This window comes from Chloracidobacterium sp. (genome assembly GCA_025057975.1).
Taxonomy (GTDB): Bacteria; Acidobacteriota; Blastocatellia; order Chloracidobacteriales; family Chloracidobacteriaceae; genus Chloracidobacterium.
Genome location: JANWUV010000009.1, coordinates 1 through 19,745, shown reverse-complemented (window position 1 = coordinate 19,745; position 19,745 = coordinate 1). Strand labels below are relative to the sequence as shown.

20 protein-coding genes are annotated in these 19,745 nt (G+C 62.0%); all 20 read left to right on the top strand.

Annotation, left to right across the window (positions count from 1 at the left end; translation table 11 throughout):
- Window positions 1–2 precede the first annotated feature (2 nt).
- Window positions 3–1,289 carry a polysaccharide ABC transporter ATP-binding protein gene (locus NZ585_09225; protein ID MCS7080217.1) on the top strand — a complete coding sequence of 429 codons (1,287 nt, stop codon included), beginning with the start codon at window positions 3–5 and terminating at the stop codon, window positions 1,287–1,289.
- A complete protein-coding gene (locus tag NZ585_09220) occupies window positions 1,286–2,218 on the top strand; it encodes a class I SAM-dependent methyltransferase (protein ID MCS7080216.1) in 933 nt (310 codons plus the stop codon). The genes NZ585_09225 and NZ585_09220 overlap by 4 nt, the downstream gene beginning before the upstream one ends.
- Before the next feature lie 124 nt (window positions 2,219–2,342).
- Window positions 2,343–2,633 carry a hypothetical protein gene (locus NZ585_09215; protein MCS7080215.1) on the top strand — a complete coding sequence of 97 codons (291 nt, stop codon included), beginning with the start codon at window positions 2,343–2,345 and terminating at the stop codon, window positions 2,631–2,633.
- Window positions 2,630–2,815: a hypothetical protein gene (locus NZ585_09210; protein ID MCS7080214.1), complete on the top strand. Its 186-nt coding sequence runs from the start codon at window positions 2,630–2,632 to the stop codon at window positions 2,813–2,815. The genes NZ585_09215 and NZ585_09210 overlap by 4 nt, the downstream gene beginning before the upstream one ends.
- A gap of 286 nt (window positions 2,816–3,101) precedes the next feature.
- Window positions 3,102–3,260 carry a PIN domain-containing protein gene (locus NZ585_09205; GenBank protein MCS7080213.1) on the top strand — a complete coding sequence of 53 codons (159 nt, stop codon included), beginning with the start codon at window positions 3,102–3,104 and terminating at the stop codon, window positions 3,258–3,260.
- A 94-nt stretch (window positions 3,261–3,354) separates the two neighbouring features.
- Window positions 3,355–4,650 carry a glycosyltransferase family 4 protein gene (locus NZ585_09200; GenBank protein ID MCS7080212.1) on the top strand — a complete coding sequence of 432 codons (1,296 nt, stop codon included), beginning with the start codon at window positions 3,355–3,357 and terminating at the stop codon, window positions 4,648–4,650.
- A 16-nt stretch (window positions 4,651–4,666) separates the two neighbouring features.
- Complete coding sequence (locus NZ585_09195) at window positions 4,667–5,413, top strand: class I SAM-dependent methyltransferase (protein MCS7080211.1); 747 nt, start codon at window positions 4,667–4,669, stop codon at window positions 5,411–5,413.
- On the top strand, window positions 5,410–6,552 hold the full coding sequence (locus tag NZ585_09190) for a glycosyltransferase family 4 protein (protein MCS7080210.1): 1,143 nt from the start codon (window positions 5,410–5,412) through the stop codon (window positions 6,550–6,552). The genes NZ585_09195 and NZ585_09190 overlap by 4 nt, the downstream gene beginning before the upstream one ends.
- Window positions 6,549–7,568 (top strand): glycosyltransferase, encoded by a 1,020-nt coding sequence (locus tag NZ585_09185; GenBank protein MCS7080209.1) that lies wholly within the window; start codon window positions 6,549–6,551, stop codon window positions 7,566–7,568. The genes NZ585_09190 and NZ585_09185 overlap by 4 nt, the downstream gene beginning before the upstream one ends.
- Complete coding sequence (locus NZ585_09180; protein MCS7080208.1) at window positions 7,565–8,800, top strand: glycosyltransferase; 1,236 nt, start codon at window positions 7,565–7,567, stop codon at window positions 8,798–8,800. The genes NZ585_09185 and NZ585_09180 overlap by 4 nt, the downstream gene beginning before the upstream one ends.
- A 20-nt stretch (window positions 8,801–8,820) precedes the next feature.
- Window positions 8,821–10,023 carry a glycosyltransferase family 4 protein gene (locus tag NZ585_09175; GenBank protein ID MCS7080207.1) on the top strand — a complete coding sequence of 401 codons (1,203 nt, stop codon included), beginning with the start codon at window positions 8,821–8,823 and terminating at the stop codon, window positions 10,021–10,023.
- Window positions 10,024–10,088: 65 nt separating this feature from the next.
- On the top strand, window positions 10,089–11,054 hold the full coding sequence (locus tag NZ585_09170) for a glycosyltransferase (GenBank protein ID MCS7080206.1): 966 nt from the start codon (window positions 10,089–10,091) through the stop codon (window positions 11,052–11,054).
- Window positions 11,055–11,090: 36 nt separating this feature from the next.
- Window positions 11,091–12,083, top strand: coding sequence for a glycosyltransferase family 2 protein (locus tag NZ585_09165; GenBank protein MCS7080205.1), 993 nt, complete (start codon window positions 11,091–11,093; stop codon window positions 12,081–12,083).
- A 28-nt stretch (window positions 12,084–12,111) separates the two neighbouring features.
- A complete protein-coding gene (locus NZ585_09160) occupies window positions 12,112–12,783 on the top strand; it encodes a class I SAM-dependent methyltransferase (GenBank protein ID MCS7080204.1) in 672 nt (223 codons plus the stop codon).
- Window positions 12,784–12,932: 149 nt separating this feature from the next.
- Window positions 12,933–14,753 carry a hypothetical protein gene (locus tag NZ585_09155; GenBank protein ID MCS7080203.1) on the top strand — a complete coding sequence of 607 codons (1,821 nt, stop codon included), beginning with the start codon at window positions 12,933–12,935 and terminating at the stop codon, window positions 14,751–14,753.
- Window positions 14,707–15,843 carry a hypothetical protein gene (locus NZ585_09150; GenBank protein MCS7080202.1) on the top strand — a complete coding sequence of 379 codons (1,137 nt, stop codon included), beginning with the start codon at window positions 14,707–14,709 and terminating at the stop codon, window positions 15,841–15,843. Before NZ585_09155 ends, NZ585_09150 begins: the two co-directional genes overlap by 47 nt.
- A 3-nt stretch (window positions 15,844–15,846) precedes the next feature.
- Window positions 15,847–16,908 (top strand): glycosyltransferase, encoded by a 1,062-nt coding sequence (locus tag NZ585_09145; protein MCS7080201.1) that lies wholly within the window; start codon window positions 15,847–15,849, stop codon window positions 16,906–16,908.
- The gene (locus NZ585_09140; protein MCS7080200.1) at window positions 16,902–18,011 is read left to right on the top strand and encodes a sialate O-acetylesterase; all 1,110 of its coding nucleotides are present in this window, start codon (window positions 16,902–16,904) and stop codon (window positions 18,009–18,011) included. Before NZ585_09145 ends, NZ585_09140 begins: the two co-directional genes overlap by 7 nt.
- 7 nt (window positions 18,012–18,018) lie before the next feature.
- A complete protein-coding gene (locus tag NZ585_09135) occupies window positions 18,019–19,203 on the top strand; it encodes a glycosyltransferase family 4 protein (protein ID MCS7080199.1) in 1,185 nt (394 codons plus the stop codon).
- A gap of 24 nt (window positions 19,204–19,227) precedes the next feature.
- A partial coding sequence (locus NZ585_09130; protein ID MCS7080198.1) for a hypothetical protein occupies window positions 19,228–19,745 on the top strand: 518 nt, incomplete at its 3' end.

The following is a 19,745-nucleotide window of genomic DNA, read 5'->3' as shown; positions in this document are numbered from 1 at the left end:
CCGTGAGTGATATTGCTATTCGCGTTATGGACTTAGGCAAGCAGTACCGCATTGGCGGCGGTAATCGCGGCCCCTTTCGGTCGCTGCGCGAGTCTATCAGCGATGTGTTGATGTCACTGTTTCGTCGCCGAGAATGCACCATAGCTTCCAGCGAAGAGACTTTGTTCTGGGCGCTGCGCGACGTGTCGTTCGACATCAAGCGGGGCGAGGCCGTCGGCGTCATTGGGCGTAACGGCGCGGGAAAAAGCACGCTGCTCAAAATCCTCTCGCGGATTACCGAGCCGACAACCGGTAAAGTGGAAATCCATGGTAGGGTTGGCTCGCTGCTGGAAGTCGGTACAGGGTTTCATCCGGAACTCACCGGCCGCGAAAACATCTTCCTCAACGGCGCGATTCTCGGCATGCGGCGCGCGGAAATTGCGCGCAAGTTTGATGAAATCGTCGCCTTTGCCGAAGTCGAGCGATTTCTCGACACGCCGGTACGGTTTTATTCCAGTGGGATGTACATGCGGCTGGCCTTTGCTGTCGCCGCGCATCTGGAGACGGACATTCTCATCGTGGACGAAGTGCTGGCCGTCGGCGACTCCGGCTTTCAGAAAAAGTGTCTCGGCAAAATGGAAAACATTGCCCAACACGGGCGGACGGTCTTGTTTGTCAGCCACAGCATGCAAGCCATACGGCGGTTGACAACAAGCTGCCTCGTTTTATCGGAGGGGCAAATTGCTTATGACGGGCATACGGCGGGCGCAATTCGGGAGTACGAGCGGCTCCAGCGCCTTACAACCGATACGGTGTCAAGCTATGTCGCCAACCCGCCGCCGCGTCACAGCCACATCGCGCGGGCAAGCGTCGTCACCTCCGCGCCTCACGGACAACACGACTGGGGGCATCCGCTGGCGTTCCGTTTCAGCCTGCGCCTTGACGAGCCAAGCCGTCACTTCGCTTTCACCTTTCAAATCATGGACGATCAGGAGCGACCAGTCATCCACTGTCACTACGTCAACCCGGTGACGAAAGCCGACTACGACTTTGGCCCGCTGGAGCAAGGCGAATATCAGATTGAATGCCGGCTTCCGCAGCCGCGGCTCTACATGGGGCGCTACACAGTGACAACGTGGCTGGCGAATCGGCGCTCGAATCAGATTATTGAAAAGCTTTCCGGGATTCTCGCCTTTGAGGTCTCCATGTTGGAACAGCCCCGCGCAGAGTATGAGCGACAGATAGGCGAAGCGGTCTATGTTGAAGACGCCGTCTGGTCGCTGCCGTTGCCGGTCGAGGCGGCGACATGAGCGACGGAGCCGTGATGAGTCCGGTCGTTCCCGGCGTTCCCGCCCGGCTCGTTGAATCGCTCGAAGCAGCGCGGCTTATCGAAAGCTACCAGCGCGATTACGGCATTGACGTAGCTGATTATTTCACTGGACTGTCGAGCGTCGGCATTTACGCCTGCCCCGTTACGGGCTATCGGTTTTACCACCCGTTCACGCTGGCCGGACGCGAGGACCTGTACGCCCAACTTGCCCGCTTTGACTGGTACTACACTGACCGCCCGGAACACGCGCTGGCGGATCGCTACATTCGTCCCGGCGACAAGGTTCTCGAAATCGGCTGCGGGCAAGGGCTGTTTCTGAAGCGGCTGGCGGCGCGCGGCGTTAGGGCTACGGGCTTGGACCTCAACACAACGGCGGTTGCGCAGTGTCGCTCAGACGGACTCGATGCCCGGCTGGAGACCATCGAGAGCCACGCCGTGACCCATCACCAAGCGTACGACGCGGTCTGCGCCTTTCACGTCTTCGAACATATTGTTGATGTTCGGGGCTTTCTCACGGCAACGCTGGATTGCCTGCGACCAGGCGGACGGCTGGTGCTGGCCGTTCCCAACAGCGATGCTTACTACGCCCATCGCTTCGGTCGGCACTTCGCCCTCAACGCTCCGCCCCATCACATGGGACTGTGGGACAAAAAATCGCTCAAGGCGCTGGCGAATTGCTTTCCGCTGACCGTGGAAGCCCTGCTTGGCGTTGCGGAGCCGGTGTCGGAATGGGAGAACTACATCGTGTTTTCAACGCTTCACAGCCCGCTGTTGGCTCGGAAGCGGGATTGGCTGCTGTGGCGATTTTACCAGCGGTTCCCGACTGGGCGCGTCCGAAGCTGGATCGAGAAAATTTTGGTCAAAAGCGGCCCAAACCACAACGTTATCGTTATTTATCGACGACGGTAGCTTGTGACAATGCCGACGCGCGCGCATTCTCGTTTGCGCCTTTGACGCGCCTAATTATCGGCGGCAACCGGCCAAGCGGACGGCAGGCGGCGAGTGTAAAATCGGGAAAACAGGGAGAAAGCGCATGAGCCTAACGGAAGCGGTTGTTCAAGGAACTTTGTACGAGGATGGCACGCTGCAACTCAATGAAAAGCCAAATCTGCCGTCGGGAAGGGTACAGGTGATTTTGCGCCGTTTACCGGAAACGCTGGCGGATGACCCGTTCTGGCAAAGAATGCAAGCCATTTGGGCTATCCCGCGAAGCGGGACTGAGGATGGCGGAGAGCAATCGCTGGAAGAGGCCCGACTTGAGCGGGAAGCGTGGGAAGCCGGCCAACGTGAACTCGAACGCTTGCAAGGTATCGAGCATTCATGAAGGTCTATTTCGATACCAACTGCATCATCTATTTGGTGGAACGTCATCCCAAGCGGGAAGCGCCGGTCATTGCTCGGATCATTAAGCTACACGCCGTCGGCGATGAATTGGTCGTCGGCGACGTATCGAGGACTGAGTGTTTAGTCGGACCTTTCAAAAGGGGCGATACGAGTTTAGAGTAATTTCCGAGAAGGTGTAGCGATACCCCGGTTGAGTCGCGTCAATGGTTTGGAGTGCGGCGGCTTGACGCCGCTTTGTGACGGCGCGGCTTGACGCGCCGGCCGGCTTCCCAGCATGTCTTTGGACAAGGAACCGCCACGCCTCCCGGCGTGGCGCGTGGCGTCGAGCCGCCACGCGGGAAAGCGGCGGAACGCCCCGCACTCCAAATAGCGGGCTAACTCGCTACGTTGTCTCGGAAACTGCTCTAGCGGCTCGTTATCAAGTCTTTTTTGCAGACCCCGATGTGAAATCGCTTCCGCAGCGCGGATTCAGGTAAAGTATGCCGGGATCAAGTTGCCGGACGCCTTACACCTTGCCACCGCCATTGAACACGGCTGCGGCTCGTTTGTGACGGCTGACGCACAGTTGGCCGTCTGCAAGGAAGTTGACGTGGAGGTGTTGAAGTGAATCGCGCGCCACAATCCACGCGCGACGGCGCGCCTTCGCGGAAAGAGAGCTAATTGTTCCGCCCGCTATTGACCAGCGAGTACCGCTTTTGACGATGCCACGCGCGCGTATTCTTGTTTGCGCCTTTGATGCGCCCAACTTCACCGGCGGGCCAAACAGTTGGCTGCGGCGGTGGAGCGCCTTTCTCACGGCCCAAGACTGTGAAATACGCGCGCTGGTCCTTGTCTCGGAAGCGCCGTCTCACCGCTTGCCGGAGGACTACCCTCTGCTCCGGTGGCTCGATCAGCAGGGCATCGGCTTCGACGCCTTTCCGTACTGGGAAACCATCGAGAAGAAAATTCACTGGATACTGGCGCAGGTTGCAGCCTTCCGGCCGACGGTCTTTGTGTCGAACTTCGTCATACCGGCGATGTACGCCTCGCCTTGGCTTCGTCCGGCCGGACTGCCGACCATCGGCGTCATCCACTCCGACGACGCCTACCATCGCGCCTTGCTGGAACGGTTTGTCGCAGGCCAACCGGACTACCGGCTGACCGACGTGGTGACGGTTTCGCGCTACCTGACCAGCGCCGTCGAGCCGCGCGCAACTTCCGAAACGAGCGTACACTGCATCCCGTACGGCGTGCCCGTCCCGGACGCGACGGCGCACTGGACGGAAGGCGAGCCGTTGCGTCTGCTCTACGCCGGACGCCTCGAAGAAGAACAAAAGCGCATCTCGGACGTGACGCGCGCCCTGTGCCGCGCCGCGCAACTCCCGAACGTCACCGCCACCATCGCCGGCGACGGCCGCGCTCGCCCCGCCGTCGAGCGCATCATTGCCGAGGAAGGACGCGGGCGCGTCGCCTACGTCGGGCTGGTGGACAACGCGCGAATCCAAGCGTTGATGGCGGAGCATCACGTCTTTGTGCTGCTTTCCGACTACGAAGGGCTGCCCATCGCCCTGATGGAAGCCATGGCGGCCGGACTCGTCCCGATTTGCACGCCCATGCGCAGCGGTATCGGCGAACTCATTGACGACGGCCGAACGGGCGTTATCACGCCGGATCGCGCCGACGGTTTTCTCGCGGCCGTGAAAAGCCTTGCGGCGTCCCCGGACACCTGGCGGCGACTGTCGCAGGGCGCGCGCCGCCACATCATCACGGCGGGGTACAGCTTGGACGACTGCCTCAGCCGGTGGCTTGACTTGCTCACAAAGCGCAGCCAAGCGGCAACGTATGACGGACGGCCTCTGCTGCGGCGGCGGACGCGGCGGTTGGGATTGCCGCCGCCCCACCCTGACCTTGAAGAAGACCAGTGGCGCGAGCCGTCGCCGTTGGTGTACTACAGCCGCGTCGGACGCGCCAAACTGCAAGCGGCCGTCGGGCGACTCTTCCGTCGGCGTCGGACGTAACCGCCTCTGCTTGCCTATGCTTGAACGCCGGAGCTACATTCAACGCCCCGATTACACGCCGACTTCGCCCCACGAGGCGTTCATCGTTCCCTTGTTGCGGCGGGAGATTGAGCAGGCGCTTCAAACCTACGCGCAGCCTTCCACGCAACCGCCCGGCAAGGCGCTGGACGTTGGCTGCGGACGGCAACCGTTCCGCCCGTGGCTTGAGCAACAGGGGTATCAGTACCATAGCCTTGATGTCGAGCAGAATCCCGAAGGCGCGGTGGATTTCATCTGCGAGATTGACAAGCCGTTGCCGGAAGCTCTGTTGTCGGCTGCGCCGTTTCGCTTTCTCATCTGCCTTGAAGTGCTGGAACACGTCGCCGACTGGGAAACATCATTCGCCAACTTCGCCGCGCTGACCAATCCCGGCGCGCGCATCCTCATCACCTGCCCGCACTTTTACATGCTGCATCTAGAGCCGCATGATTTCTGGCGGCCGACGCCCTACGCCTTTCAGTACTTCGCCGCCAAGTACGGCTTTACGGTCAAGTTCCAGAAAGCCGCCGGAGATGGGTGGGACATCTTAGGTACGCTGCTGGCAAGCAGTTACCCACAGCCTGTCGGACGCTCGCTCGTCAACCGACTTGTCAACCGCGCCTACTGGTTGGCGCATCGCCTGATGCTGCGGGGACTCATGTCGGGTTGGTTGCAGGCGCGGGTCAGTTGGAACAGCCGCTTCACGTTCTACCTGTCAAATGTCGTGGTCTTGGAAAAACAATGAAGTGGGCGTTTGTCTCCACGATGGAAGGGTGTCCGTGGGGCGGGAGCGAGGAACTCTGGAGCCGCGCGGCGCGGCGGCTGCTTCGTGAGGGACACGAAGTTCATGCCAGCGTGAAGTTCTGGCCGGCCCCGGCGCGACAAATCGCCGACTTGCAGGCCGCCGGCGTACAAGTTGTTTTCCGCCGCCTCGACCGGCGCAAAAAACTCACCAGCTTGGCGCACCGGCTGGCCGGCGGCGGCTATGTGCCGCCGGTTCACCTTGACTGCCGCCGGTGGCTGGAACGCCTCAAACCGGAAGCCGTCGTCATCTCGCAGGGTGCCAACTTCGATGAATGGTCGCTGTTTTTTGCCGAGGAGTGTCGGCGATTAGGTGTTCCCTACGCGGTGATTACGCAAGCCAACAGCCTGCTCTGGATGCCCTCGGACGCGCTAGCTGAGCGCGTCGCTCGCATGTTTGTGGAAGCGCGTCGCGCCTATTTCGTTTCGCAGGGGAATTTTCAACTGCTTGAAAAACAAATCGGCCGGACGCTCTCCAACGCCGAAGTGGTTTTCAACCCCTTCAACGTCGCCTTCGACGCCCGCCCGCCGTGGCCGGCCGAAGACCACCCGCTCCGGCTGGGGTGCGTTGCGCGAATGGAGCCGGCGGCCAAGGGGCAGGAAGTCTTGCTCGAAGTTCTGGCGCAACCGAAGTGGCGAAAGCGGCGGGTCGTTGTTTCATTCGCCGGTACGGGTCCGTGGGAGGCGTGGCTGCGACGCTACGCCGCCGACTTGCAGCTTGAAAGCGCGCATTTTGTCGGCTTCGTCGAGAACATCGAAGCCTTCTGGCGCCACCACCACGCACTGGTTCTTCCGTCGCGGCACGAGGGGATGCCGCTGGCGTTGATTGAAGCCATGCTGTGCGGGCGGGCGGCGATCGTCACCAATGTGCCCGGCAACGCTGAACTGCTGGAAGAAGGCGTCACCGGCTTTATCGCACGCGCGCCGGATGTCGTGTCGCTGGATGAAGCGCTTGAACGCGCCTACGTGTGCCGCGCCGACTGGCAAGCGATGGGGGAACGCGCCGCCGAAGCGATTCGTCGCCAAATTCCACCTGATCCGGCCGGCGTCTTTGCCGAGAAGCTTCAGGAGGCGTTCGCATGACGAAGCCGTTGGTCTCGGTCGTCCTATGCGTTCACAACCGCGAAGACTTTCTGGCGGAAGCGATGGCGAGCATCCTTGGTCAGACGCTCGACGACCTTGAACTCATCATCGTGGACGACGCTTCAACCGACGCCTCGCCGGAAGTCGCGCGCAGTTTCAACGACCGGCGCGTTCGGTATTTCCGAAATGAGACCAACCTTGGGCATGCCGTCTCCCTTGACCGTGGGATTGCCGAAGCACGCGGTCAATACATCGCCCTGATGGACAGCGACGACATCAGCCTGCCGGAACGCCTCGAACAACAGGTCGCTTTTCTGGAAGCCAACCCGGCCGTCGCGCTCTGCGGAGGATGGGTGGAAACGTTCGGGGCGTATGCGGAAACGCGGCGGTTCCCTTATGAACCGGAAGACCTGAAGGTGCATCTGCTGGCGGCTTGTCCGCTCTCAACGCCGACCATCCTGCTCCGAAGAACGACAACGGCAAGCCGGCGCTTTAGCGCACAGCGGTTTGAGGTGGCGCACGATTACGCCTACTGGGTTGATGTTGCTTTTGAAGAGCCTATCGCCAACCTGCCGGAGGTGGTGTTGCGCTACCGTGTGCACGCTGGACAGATCACCTTGACGCGCCGCGCCAAGCAGCTTGCCGAAACTCGCATGGTTTTGCGGCGGCAACTGGAATCTCTGCTGGGCTATGGAAACGACGCCGACGTGGCCGCGCTCGAATATGTCTTTGTCAACGAGGCGCAGCCCGACCCGCCTCTACCGCGGATTGGCGACCTTTTTGAACGGATGCGCGCCGCCAACCGTCGCCGAAGACGCTACGATCCCGCGCGGCTCGATCGGATGTTGGACGAAAAATGGACGCATCTTGTCGCCGGACATGCACCAAGCGCGTCCGAGATGTGGAGGCAGGCTCTACGGCGGCCGGGGCTGTGGTCGCTCCGGCTGGGTGAAGCCTGCGTCCGTCGCGCCCTACGGCCGCTCAAGCATGGGTGGCGGAAAGCACAGACGGCATGAATGTGCTGCACATCAACGAGTTCGACCAGTTGGGAGGCGCGGCGACCGCTATGTGGCGGCTGCACGTAGGGCTGCGGCGGCTTGGCGTCAACTCACAGGTCATGGCGGCCCACATCAGCAGCGGCGGGGCGGAGGTTCACCGACTACCGCCGTGGCGCCGGCGCGATTACCAACTGGCGCGGCTGGGGCGGTGGCTGCGCTTCCCCGATGTTTTCATCACCAGTACGTTCGACATCGCCCGCGAGCCGGTCTTTCAGGCGGCGGATGTCGTTCACCTGCACAACCTCCATCACGGCTACTTCAACTACTTGGCGCTGCCGAAACTCCTACGGGGCAAGCGGGCGTTTCTGACGCTGCACGATATGTGGGCCGTGACCGGGCACTGCACGTACAGCGCCGACTGCGGGCGGTGGAAAACCGGCTGCGGACGATGCCCGTACCCAAAAGTCTATCCGTCCATGCGATTTGACACCTCGGCGCTGGAATGGCGACTCAAGCGGTGGTCGCTGGCCAAAACACTGACCGGCGTCATCGTCTTGAGCCGGTGGATGGAAGCCGTGGCGAAAGCCGGCTTCCTTGGCGATTTGCCGGTGTATCGCATTCCGGCGGGGCTGGATACGGAGGTTTATTGCCCGTATGACAAATCAGACTGCCGCCGAATGCTGGGCATCGCGGACGACCGGTTCGTGTTGATGTTCGCGGCAATGAATGTCAATGATCCACGCAAGGGCGGCGACTTGCTCTTGGCGGCGCTCCGGCGACTGCCAAACAGCCACCGCCGCCGCCTGACCTTGCTGGTGCTTGGGGATACGCCGCCGGACGGCTGCGCCGCGCTCGACTGCCAAACAACACTTGCAGGTCGCATCACCAACGACCATCTCAAGGCCCGCGTCTATTCGGCGGCCGATGTGTTTGTCAGTCCGGCGCGTGAAGAAGCCTTTGGCCTTGTGCTTCAGGAAGCGATGGCCTGCGGCGTTCCGTGCATCAGCTTTCACGTGGGCGGTATGCCCGATCTTGTCCGCCATGGCGAAACCGGTCTGACGGTTGAACCGGAAAATATCGCCGGACTAGCTGACGCTATAGCGTCGGTGATGGACAACGATACGGAACGAGCGACCATGGGACGCCAAGCGCGCCGGCTGGTCGTCGCCGACTATGGACTCCAATCCCAAGCGCAGCGGTGCATGGCGGCGTACGAAGGCCGGACGCAACCCGACGCCGAGACGCTATGACGCCGTCCGTCAGGTTTCCAATGAAAATTGCCTTAGTCACACGCGAGTTCTTTCCGCTCACCGGCGGCCTACAGGTTCTGGCCGCCCAACTTGGACGCGAACTCAAAAAACACGGACATGATTTTCTAGTCATCACCCGTTTCACTCGGACGAGACTTGATCTCAGAAACCACCTTGTCAGATCACAGCTGGACGAAACGCTTGAAGTCGGCGGCGTCAAAGTTCAGGTTGTCGGCCACAGTCGGTCCTTCGGCGTCGTCGTGGATGTTCTCTACAAGACGCTCTTCAAGGAAGGCATGGAGGGGTTTCTCATACAACCCTTCGCCCAAACCTATCAAAACAAAATCGGCAAAGCGGTGGAAACCTTTGATGTCGTGCATTTTCTTGGACAAGGACTTGAACTGCTTGGCTTCGCAGCGGCTTCAAGCGCAAGAAATTTGGGAAAGCCGTTCGTCGTCGAACCCTGCGTTCATCCGGGGCAGTGGGGCGACCATCCGGTTGATCTCAAGCTGTATCGCCAAGCCGACGCCCTCATCGCGCATTCGCATTTCGAGCGGCGATTCCTTGAAAGCAAGGGCATTGATCCTCGGAAGATCACCGTTCTCCACGGGTTCGAGGATCGAACCGACGGTGATGGAGCGCGATTCAGGAAGAAACACAACATCCCGAACTTCATGGTGCTCTTCCTTGGCAGGCGCTCGAAAGACAAAGGGTATCCGGTTGTTGTTCAGGCATTCGTTGACTTCCTCAAACGACATCAGGCCGACGCCGTACTGGTTGTCGCCGGCCCGACCGACGAGGAACGAATCCAAGCGCCGGCGCCGTACGCGGAGCGTATCTTGGAACTGGGGAAGTTGGACGAAGATGAAAAGCATGACGCCTTGGCGGCGTGTGACGTTCTCTGTGTCCCATCGGAAGGGGAGTCGTTCGGTATCGTTTACATGGAGGCATGGCGCTACAAAAAACCCATCATCGCCAGAAGAATACCCGTCCTTGAGGAAATCAACGGCGATAGTCCGGGCGGCGTCCTTGTGGAAAACAGCCCTGCGGTCGCCGCCAATGTCTCGGAAGCTTTATCCTTGCTCTTCCAGAACGAGCGACTGCGGCGCGACCTTGGCGAGCGTGGTTTTCACATTGCCTCCCGCTTTGTCTGGGAAAACGTTGTCGCAGGCTACCTTGAGGTTTACCAACAGGCGCGCGCTTGGAAAGACGAGAGACCGTAAGCGGCGCCGTCCGTCTCACCACACCGTAACCGATTCGTCGAAGCCAGAGCGCCGAGCCACTCGCCTTGCCCGCCGTTTCCATCGTCGTACCGCTCTACAACAAGGCCGCCTACGTGGCGGAGACCATCCGCAGCGTGCTGGCGCAAACGTACGCGGACTGGGAAATGCTCATTGTGGACAACGGCTCAACGGACGGCGGCGCGGACTTGGCGCGCGCCTTTGACGACCCACGCTTGCGCGTCGTCGTTTCCCCACGGCGGGGACCCGGCGCGGCGCGCAACTACGGCGTCGGGCTGGCGCAGGGCGAGTGGGTGCAGTTCCTCGACGCCGACGACCAGCTCGCGCCCGACCAACTCGAACAACAACTGGCTACAGCCGCACGGCATCCCGAAGCGATGATCGTCGCGGGCGGCTGGCGGGAATATCGCGCCGACCGCCCCCACCAAGTCGTCGTCCAGCGTCCGGCGGGCTATGGCAAAGGGATTGCCGCCCTCCGCGACCTTGCCGTAGCCTTCCCCCCGTGGGCGGTTCACGCGGCCATCATCAAACGTGAAAAGCTCACGGCCGATTATCTCTGGCCGGAAGAACTCGACCATCTTTCCAATGAGGACGCCGTCTTCTGGTTTCGACTGGTCATGACCTGTACCGTTGTCTTTAGTCCGGCGACCGGTGCGTTCTACCGGATGCAAACGCCGACGGCGCGCAACCGGTTTGACGACCCGGCTCGCCGGCTGCGGGAGTTTGACTTGGCGGCGACCTACAACTTACGGTGGCTCGCCGAGCAGGAACGCCAACCGACGCCCGGCCAAGCCGCCGCCCTGATGCGCGTTTATTCAAGCGTGTACGAACAAGCCCGGCGCGTCGGCGACCCGACAACGGCGCAAACGGCGCTCGAACAAGCCGAGCACTGGCTGGAGCAATACTTTTCCCTAGCCGGGGCTTCCACTTTCGCTATGGGCCTGCGTCGGTGGATGGGACTCAAACGGTATATCCACATATCATCCCTGATACGCCGCTTTGCGCCTGCATGACGCCTATGACCCTGTTGGAAGCGAGCTGAAAAAGACGTGTCTGTTCGTCCCGAATGTTCCGTTGTGATTCCGGTCTATAATGAAGAGGAAAACCTGCCGGAAATTCACCGCAGAATGGAAGCCATCCTGAATCAGCTGTCGCCAAACAGTGAAGTGATTTTTGTTGACGACGGCAGCCGGGATCGTTCTTTGGAGATCATGCGGGACATTCACACCAGAGACGCGCGCTTTCGGTACGTTAGTCTGGCGCGAAACTTTGGCCACCAGATTGCCGTGACGGCCGGTTTGTACTACACCAGCGGCCAAGCCGTCATTGTCATGGACGCCGATTTGCAGGACCCGCCAGAAGTGATCGCCGCTATGCTGCAAAAGTGGCGGGAAGGCTATCACATTGTTTACGCCCGCCGCCGGCGCCGCAAACAGGAACGCTGGCTTAAGCGGTTTCTCGCCTACTGGTTCTACCGCGTCATCCGCATTTTGGCGGAAGTGGACATTCCCCCCGACACCGGTGACTTTTGCCTGATGGATCGGCGGGTGGTTGACATTCTCAATGCTATGCCAGAACGTAACCGATACTTACGCGGGCTGCGCGCGTGGGTTGGTTTCCGGCAAACGGAAGTGGCGTACGACCGCGAGCCGCGATTCGCCGGCGAAGTCAAGTACACTTTTCGCAAATCTTTTGCTCTCGCCGTCAACGGCATTGTGTCGCTGTCCCGCGCCCCGCTGCGGTTGGCCACGTACTTCGGACTCAGCGCCGCCGGTTTGGCTATGCTGATGGTGGCGCTCGTCATTTACTGGCGGATTTACTACCCGTCGCCCACGTTGGTCGGCTACGCCATTATCACCGCCGCCATCTTCTTCTTCGGCGCTGTCCAACTGATTTGCCTAGGCATCCTTGGCGAATACATCGGACGCATCTACGAGGAGGTCAAAGGACGGCCGCTGTTCACCGTTCAGGAGGTGGGCGGCGTCCTATCAACCAGCCATGAACCACTCAGACAAAGCCACGCCGCGACCCGCAACGTTTGACGCCTTTGCGCCCGGCTACAGCGGAGGCATGGAAGACCCCATCAAAGGCTTACTTGCCGGTGATGCGTTGGCTTACCTGCGTGTCAAGGCGGATTTATTCCTAGACGATCTGGAACAGGCTCAGCCGAATGCGCGACATCAACCCGACTGTTGCTATCTTGATTTCGGCTGTGGCACGGGCGACTTTATGCACCTGTTGCAGACGTGCGGGGTTCGTTGGACGATGTTCGGCTACGACGCCTCACGCGGCATGCTTGATGAAGCCATCAAGCGGTGGCCGCAGGTGTGCTCAACCGATAATCTCCGGCACGTCACCGAACCTACTCAAATTCTTCCCGATCACTTCGACCTGATCACCGCGATCTGTGTTTTTCATCATATTCCACCATCTGAATGGGAAACCTACTTTGCGGCGCTCTACAACGGACTTCGCCCTCGTGGGCGCTTGTATGTGTTTGAGCATAATCCGATCAATCCAGTCACACAGATCATGGTGTCGCGGGCGGAAATAGACCGGGATGCCGTTCTGCTGTGGCCGTTCTCAACTGTTCAACGGCTTCGCCGCATTGGATTTCATGTCAGAAAACTTTCTTTCTTTCTCTATGTTCCTCCACGTTTTTCAAAACTGCTGAAGTTTGAACGTTGGTTTTCCAAACTTCCTTTTGGCGGTCAATATATGATTGTCGCCGAGAAAGCATGAATCCACCGGACAACAATCGGGACACGAGTCATTCTGCTCTTTTCCTCGCTGTTCCAATTTTTTGCCTGTTGATCCTGCCTTCCGCTTTACCTCGTCACTGGTCGTTGCTGGATGAGCATCGCGTCTGGGTCCTCACGAAAGACTACGGTTTGACGGACATTCTCCTGGCCCGGAATGATGGCGAGCGTTACCGCCCGGCGTACTGGCTCTATCAGGCGTTCGCCTTCCATCTTTTCGGTCTCTCACGAACGGCGCATCACCTCCTGCAAGCCGGACTGACGTTGGCGTTCGTGCTTTTCCTTGAGCTGCTCACCCGCCGTACGGAAAAGCGAACACTGCTTGTCTCACTTCTGCCGGCGCTGTTCTTGATCCAGTCACCACTGGCGGAGAATGTTTACACCTTGCACAAGCCTGATTGGTTGTCAGCGCTGGGGCTGTTGGGGGCGCTGACCTTCGGCGTCAAGGCCGTCCAGCAACCGCAGCGGGCGACGTTGTGGCTTGGTGCGGCAAGCTTCTGCGCGGCCGCGGCTCTGTTGTCCAAGGAAAGCGGCTTGGTGGCGCTCGGTACGTTGTGCCTGATCGGTTTGTCCGGCTATGTCGCGGGAAGCTGGCGACGGCGCGGACTTCTCTGGTGGACGGCGGCGGCGTTCGCCGTGTTCGTCGGCGCGTACTGGCTACCGTCGAAGTACCTCATTCAGCCGACGGTGTACCGCCTGACGTTGGCCGACGTGTCGCTGCGCAGCATGGCCTTCAATGGCTACACGTACCTGACAAAATACTCTGAGCTGTTCCTACTCGGCGCGGCCGTCATGGTCGGGTTGGCGCTGGAGCGGGACAAAGCGCGGCGGCGCGACGCCGGCTGGCTGCTGGCGGCGACGGCGTTTCTTTCGGGGACGGCGGCGCTGGCGCTGCTGATCGTCTGGAAATGGCCGTGCGGCTACTTCCTGATTCCGGTCAATGCCTGCTGGCTGGCGGCACTGATACTGGTCGCCGATGCCTTCACGCGCCTGTCCCAACCGCAACGTACAGCGGCGGCGGTCGTTGGCGTTGTGTGGCTTCTGCTCAACGTCATCGGCTTTGCACAGACGGCGCGGCTACAACGCGCCTGTTGGCGCGGCTTTGGGATGTTCGTTGAAACCTACGCTCGGCAGGGCGAGCCGGGTTCGCGGCTGTTCTTCCCTGAACAGGTGGCGGAGGCTGAAGTTCCAATTGAAGCAAACAACCAAGTCAAAATGCTGGGCGGTCCGCAGCTTGGCGCACTCGCCGGCGCGGGCGCGTTTGCGCTGGCCGGCGATCCCGCCAACCAAGACTTACGCCCGCCGACACAGGGCGACTACCTTGCTCTGCGACGCTATGAACACGCCTTCGGGAAGCATGTCCGGCTATTTCAAGATTGCGCGACGGCGCGGCTGTTGCCCCGTTTGCAGGCGCTTGGCTGGCGTCTCACGCCCGTGGGCGAATACAACTTCCGTATGCCCAATTTCGTGCCGGGACGCGACCTTGGGCGAACGGTCGTCATGGAACATGCGCTCTACCGGCTGGACGCCGCCCCGCCTGTACGTTTTGCGCTCAACGGTGGTCTGTGGCGGACGGACGACTGGGCCGGCCCCGAACTGACGCTGCTTGTTCACCAGCCGGGCAGCCTGCGCATTGAAGGCGAACTCCCGTCGGAAGCGCCCGCGCCGGTGACGATCCGCTGTCTGGCGGATGGTCGAACGCTCCACAAGCAAACGCTTCGGCCGGGTGAGCCGCTTCAGTGGGAAGCCAACATACCGGCTATTGCGCCGCGCCAAGCCGTTGAGGTCCAGCTTGTCGCCGACGCCGCCGTACCGGCCGAACAACTCGGTTTACGTCCCAAGGGTGAACGGCTATCGTGGCGTCTTCGCCGAGTCACTTTCATGCCATCAGAGGACAGCCAAAATCATGTTCGGCATCGTCGTCACCACGATTTACGACGGCGCGTTTATTGACGCTTACTACGAGCACTTCCGGCGGCGCGGCCGCCTTGAGGATGTACGGTTTTACGTTGTCGGCGACCTAACAACGCCGGACGCCTGTGCTGAACGGGTGCGCGCCTACGCCCAACGCGGACTGCCGTGGCTGTTTCTTGCACCTGACGACCAGCGGGCTTTTCTCGCCGACTTCCCTGAACTCGCTGCTGAAATCCCGTGGCGCAGCGACAACCGGCGTAACGTCGGCTTTTTGATGGCCTACCGCGACGGCTGCGACCCCATCATCAGCATTGACGATGACAACTACCCAAAAGATGACTGGGATTTTCTCGGCGAACACGCCGTCGTCGGGCGCGACGCAACGCTCCGCGTGGCGATCGGCTGCAACGGCTGGTTCAACATCTGCTCGATGATGACGGTCGCGTGTCCGCCGCTGGGCGGCGGCAAGACGGTCTATCCGCGCGGCTTTCCCTACCCGCGTCGGACGCTCGATTGCAGCGCCGTCACGGATGAAGCCGAAACCGGGCGCGTCGCCGTCAACGCCGGGCTGTGGTCGGGCGATCCCGACGTGGACGCTGCGACGCGCCTTGTGACGCGCTGCGCGGCAAGTGAAGCTTTTGCGGAGAGCTACCTGCTGGGGCGCGGCGTTCGCTCGCCCATCAACACGCAGAACACGGCGATTCTCCGGGCGGCGCTGCCGGCGTATTACTACGTCAAGATGGGCGTGTCGCTCGCCGGGCTGAAGCTTGACCGCTTCGGGGACATTTTCAGCGGCTACTTTGTGCAAATGTGCGCCGAGGCGGTCGGCCATCGCGTCCGCCTTGGATCGCCGGTGGTTGAGCACCGCCGCACGCCGCACAACCCCTACGTTGACCTGTGGAACGAACTGGCCGGGATGGTTGTGCTGGACGACATGCTGCCGCTGCTCGAAACGCCGCTGTCGCCGACGGACGACTACGGCGCAGCGGCGCTCGAACTCGCCGACCGCATTGAAGCTTGGGCAGGTGAGCAAAAGGGCTTCCTGTGGGGCGAGGCACTCCGGGATTATTTCCGCAATGTCGCAGCGAATATGCGGCTGTGGGTTGCTGTTTGTCGGCGACTTGACTGAGGGATGACGACGGAAGCTCGCTACGCGCCGGTGTCGCTGGTGACGACGGTGCTCAACGACCTCGCCGGTTGTCAGGCGTTTTTCGCAGCCATGGAAGCGCAGACGCTCTGCCCGCGCGAAATCATCATCGTGGACGGCGGCTCGCGCGACGGGACGTGGGCGTTCCTACAGGAGTACCGCCCGCGCCGTGATTACGAACTGGTCGTCGCACAGGAAGTCGGCTGCAATGTGGCGCGCGGACGCAACTTGGCGATTGCGCGTGCGCGCTACGACGTGATTGTGTCCACTGATGTCGGCTGCCGGTGGGACGACCGCTGGCTTGAAGACCTGGTCCGGCCGCTGCTGGATGATCCGACGCTGGATGCCGTGATGGGGAGTTGGGCCGTCCGGCGCGAAGACCTTCCTGACGACGACTGGGCGCGCGTCGAATTCGCTTTTCACGCCGACTATGCGCTACGCGCGCGGCCGGATTCACATGCTTCGTCGCGCGCCATCGCCTATCGCAAGGCGCTGTGGGAGCGGCTAGGCGGCTACCCAGAAGACCTGACGCTGGCGGCTGACGATATGGTGTTTGCGCTTTTGCTGCATGCGACGACAAAGCGCGTCGCCGCTGCACCGACGCCGCGCTGTTTCTGGGAGCGGCCGGCGACGCTTCGGCGCTTCCGCCGCGAAGCCGAGCGCAACTTTTTCGGCGCGGGCGAAGCCGACATCTGGCGCAAGCATGGGCTGTTGGTTGGCGGCCGGCTCATCGCCGAAACGGCTGCGCCGCTGCTGGGACTAAGCATCGGACTCATCGAGTTATGGCTGGGGCGGTGGCCGTTCGTAGGCGGCTCACTATTTGTCATCGGCGCTATGCTGGTCAGCGCGCGGCTGTGGCGACTGCGACCAGCGGCGGCGCGTTATGCGGCGGCCGGCGGCGCGTGGGTCTGGCCGCGCGTCATATGGTTCGAGTACGCCGTCAAGTGGGCCGGCGTACGGGGTTATTGGCGCGGTTGGTGGACCGGCCGCCGCCGTTGCCAAGCCTGCCGCGCGCGCCTGCGGCAAGTGGGGGTGTCGCCGTGGTGAGACGACTGCGCGCAGGAACCGTCATTGTCGCGCTCCTACTGATCGCCGGGCTCGGACTGGGCGCGGCGGCCGTTTGGGGCAACTGGTTCGGCGCGCGGCGGGCGCTTTACCTCGACCGGCGGATTCATGCGGTCGCTTTTCCGGCCGCCGGCCAAGTCGTTCAGCGCCGGGCGGACGGCGCGGCGCAGATGATGGTCGTCGGGCGCGTTGGTTGGTTGGCGCGAACGGTGGAAGCCGCCGTCGCCCACGACGCTGATCCGGTCATCAGCGAAAACGACTGGCAATTGCTCGGCGCAGCGTCGCGGACGAGTTTTCAGGGGGCGCTGACGCTCCCGACCGGCTGCCACCGGCTGTTCGTGCGGGTGGGCGAGCCGCGCCCGCTGAAGGCGTTCAACCATGTTGAAACCTGCGAAGTCTGTGTTGGGGAGGTGTTCATCGTCGCTGGGCAGTCCAACGCCGCCGGGAGCTGTGACGTTCTGTTTTCGTCCGTCTCGCCGCTGGTCCGCGTCGGGCTAGTCGGCGACGACGGGCGCATCACGTGGAAACTCTGCGCCGATCCGCAGGTCGCTAACGGCGGCGGGTCGGTGTGGCCGCTGGTCGGCGACGCGCTGACGCAACGCCTGAACGCGCCGACGGGCTTCATTAACCTCGCTGTAGGCGGCAGCAGCGTTCGAGAGTGGCTGCCGGGGACGCCGAATTTTGCGCGCCTTGCCGCGACCTTGCGCCGACTCCAACCGCAGGGCGCGCGGGCTGTTTTATGGCATCAGGGCGAAAGCGATTCCGGTATGTCGGCGGACGAGTACGCCGCGCACCTCAGCGCCATCATCCAAGCGGCGCGGCAGGCGGCCGGCGGCGACGCGCCGCCTTGGTTGGTCGCGCAGGTGTCGTTCAAGGACGGGCGGCGCTACGACGGCCCACGCGCCGGACAGCGCCGCGTCTGCGAAAGCGGCCTCGCGCGGCTAGGTCCCGACACCGACGAGCTTGAACTCGATATGCGGCAAGCCGACGGCGTACACTTCAACGAAGCCGGTACGCGCGCTGCCGCGCAACGCTGGACGCAGGCGATTCTGACGGAAATTTTCCGCCTGCCCCCGGAGCCATGACGCCCGCATGACGCGCCGGTTGCTGCACTTTGTTGAAGAAAGCTACGGCGGCGCGGCCGACTACGCCCATGCGCAATCGAACGCGCTGGCGGATCTCGGCATTGAGGTGCATCTGCTGACGACGCCGAACTATCCCCTACGTCCCGACGCGCGCTATCACCGCCGGCCGGAACTCCTTGAGCTGCGTCCGGCGCAACCCTTGCCGACGCGCGCGCAACGGGCGACGCGATTCGCCTACGTGAAGCTGACGAACTACCGGCGACTGGCGGCCTGCATTCGGCGCGAAGGTTTTCAGCAGGTTCTCATTGGGTCATTTGGCGAGTACCTTGCACCGGTGTGGTCGCCGTGGCTGTGCAAGTTGGCGCGTGAAGGCGTTGTGTTTGGCGCGGTCGTTCACGATCCGGTTCGGGATTACATCGTCGGCCCGCGCTGGTGGCATCGGTGGTCGGTGGCGGCGGCCTATGCGCCGCTCCGGGAAGTGTTTGTCCACGAAGCGACGACGCTTGACACGGGCGGGCAAGCGTTCGTGGCGCGCGTCACGGTCGTACCGCACGGCGTTTACGATTATCCCGCGCCGGCTCGGTCGCGCAGTGAAACGCGGCGGGCGTTGGGCATCCCCGAATCGGCGACGTTGTTTCTGGCGTTCGGCAACATCCGCGACGGCAAAAACCTCGACCTCTTTCTGCGGGCGCTGGCGCAGACAAGGGATGATTTTCCCGACGCGCACTTGTTGGTTGCGGGCGACGTACGGTCGGCCGGGCAGAAGCCGGTTGCTTATTACCAGACGTTGGCGGCGGAACTTGGTCTGGCTGCACGCTGCCGCTGGCGAATTGGGGACATTGCGCCGGAGGAAACGGCTGAGCTATTGACGGCGGCCGATGTTATGGTGCTGACCTACGCGCGCGCGTTTCGCTCGGCCAGCGGCGTCTTGGCGCTCGCGGCGCATTACCGCGTTCCGTGCTTGGCGGCGGGCGGCGACGGGCCGTTGCGGCGGGCGGTGGCGGACTACGGACTTGGGGTATGGTGCGCGCCGAACGATGTCAATGCGCTGGTCGCTGGTCTGAAGCGATGGCGGGCGACGCCGCCGACGCCGCGCTGGGAGGACTACCGCGCTGATCATTCGTGGGCGGTCAACGCGCAGCGGGTGGCGGAGCGCCTGTTTGAGCTACAAGCGGAACGGTTTGCGGAATAAACGGAAAGGACAGGCTAAAGACCAATGCTGCTGACGCTCGTACTGTGGGCGCTGATGGCGGTTGTCGCCTACGCCGTCGGGATCGGGCTGATTCCGCCGGGGACATTTGCGCGCGTCGGCGACCGCATTATGGCGGCGCTATGGGTGGGCTTTGTCGTCGTGTCGAACGCCTGGCTGGCGTTGGCGCTCGTTATGCCGCTGACGTTTTGGCGGACGCTGGGGCTGACGGCGCTGGGCGTAGCGGGGCTGTGGCTGTATCGCCGACGGCGGACGCCGGAGTGGACGTGGTTGCCCAAGGTTGACTTTGCCGCCGTTCCGCCGTTGCTGTGGTTCATCGGCGCGCTTGGACTAGCCGTTCTTGCCGTCTTTGCGGCCGGACCCGTGACGCAGTGGGATACCGGACTGTACCACTACCCGTCGGTCAACTGGCTTAAGACCTATGGCGTAACGCCGGGCATCGCCCTGCTTTATTTCCCACTCGGTTTTTCATGTTCGTGGTACGCCTTTGTCACCCCTTTTGATGTCGGGTGGTGGGACAAGAG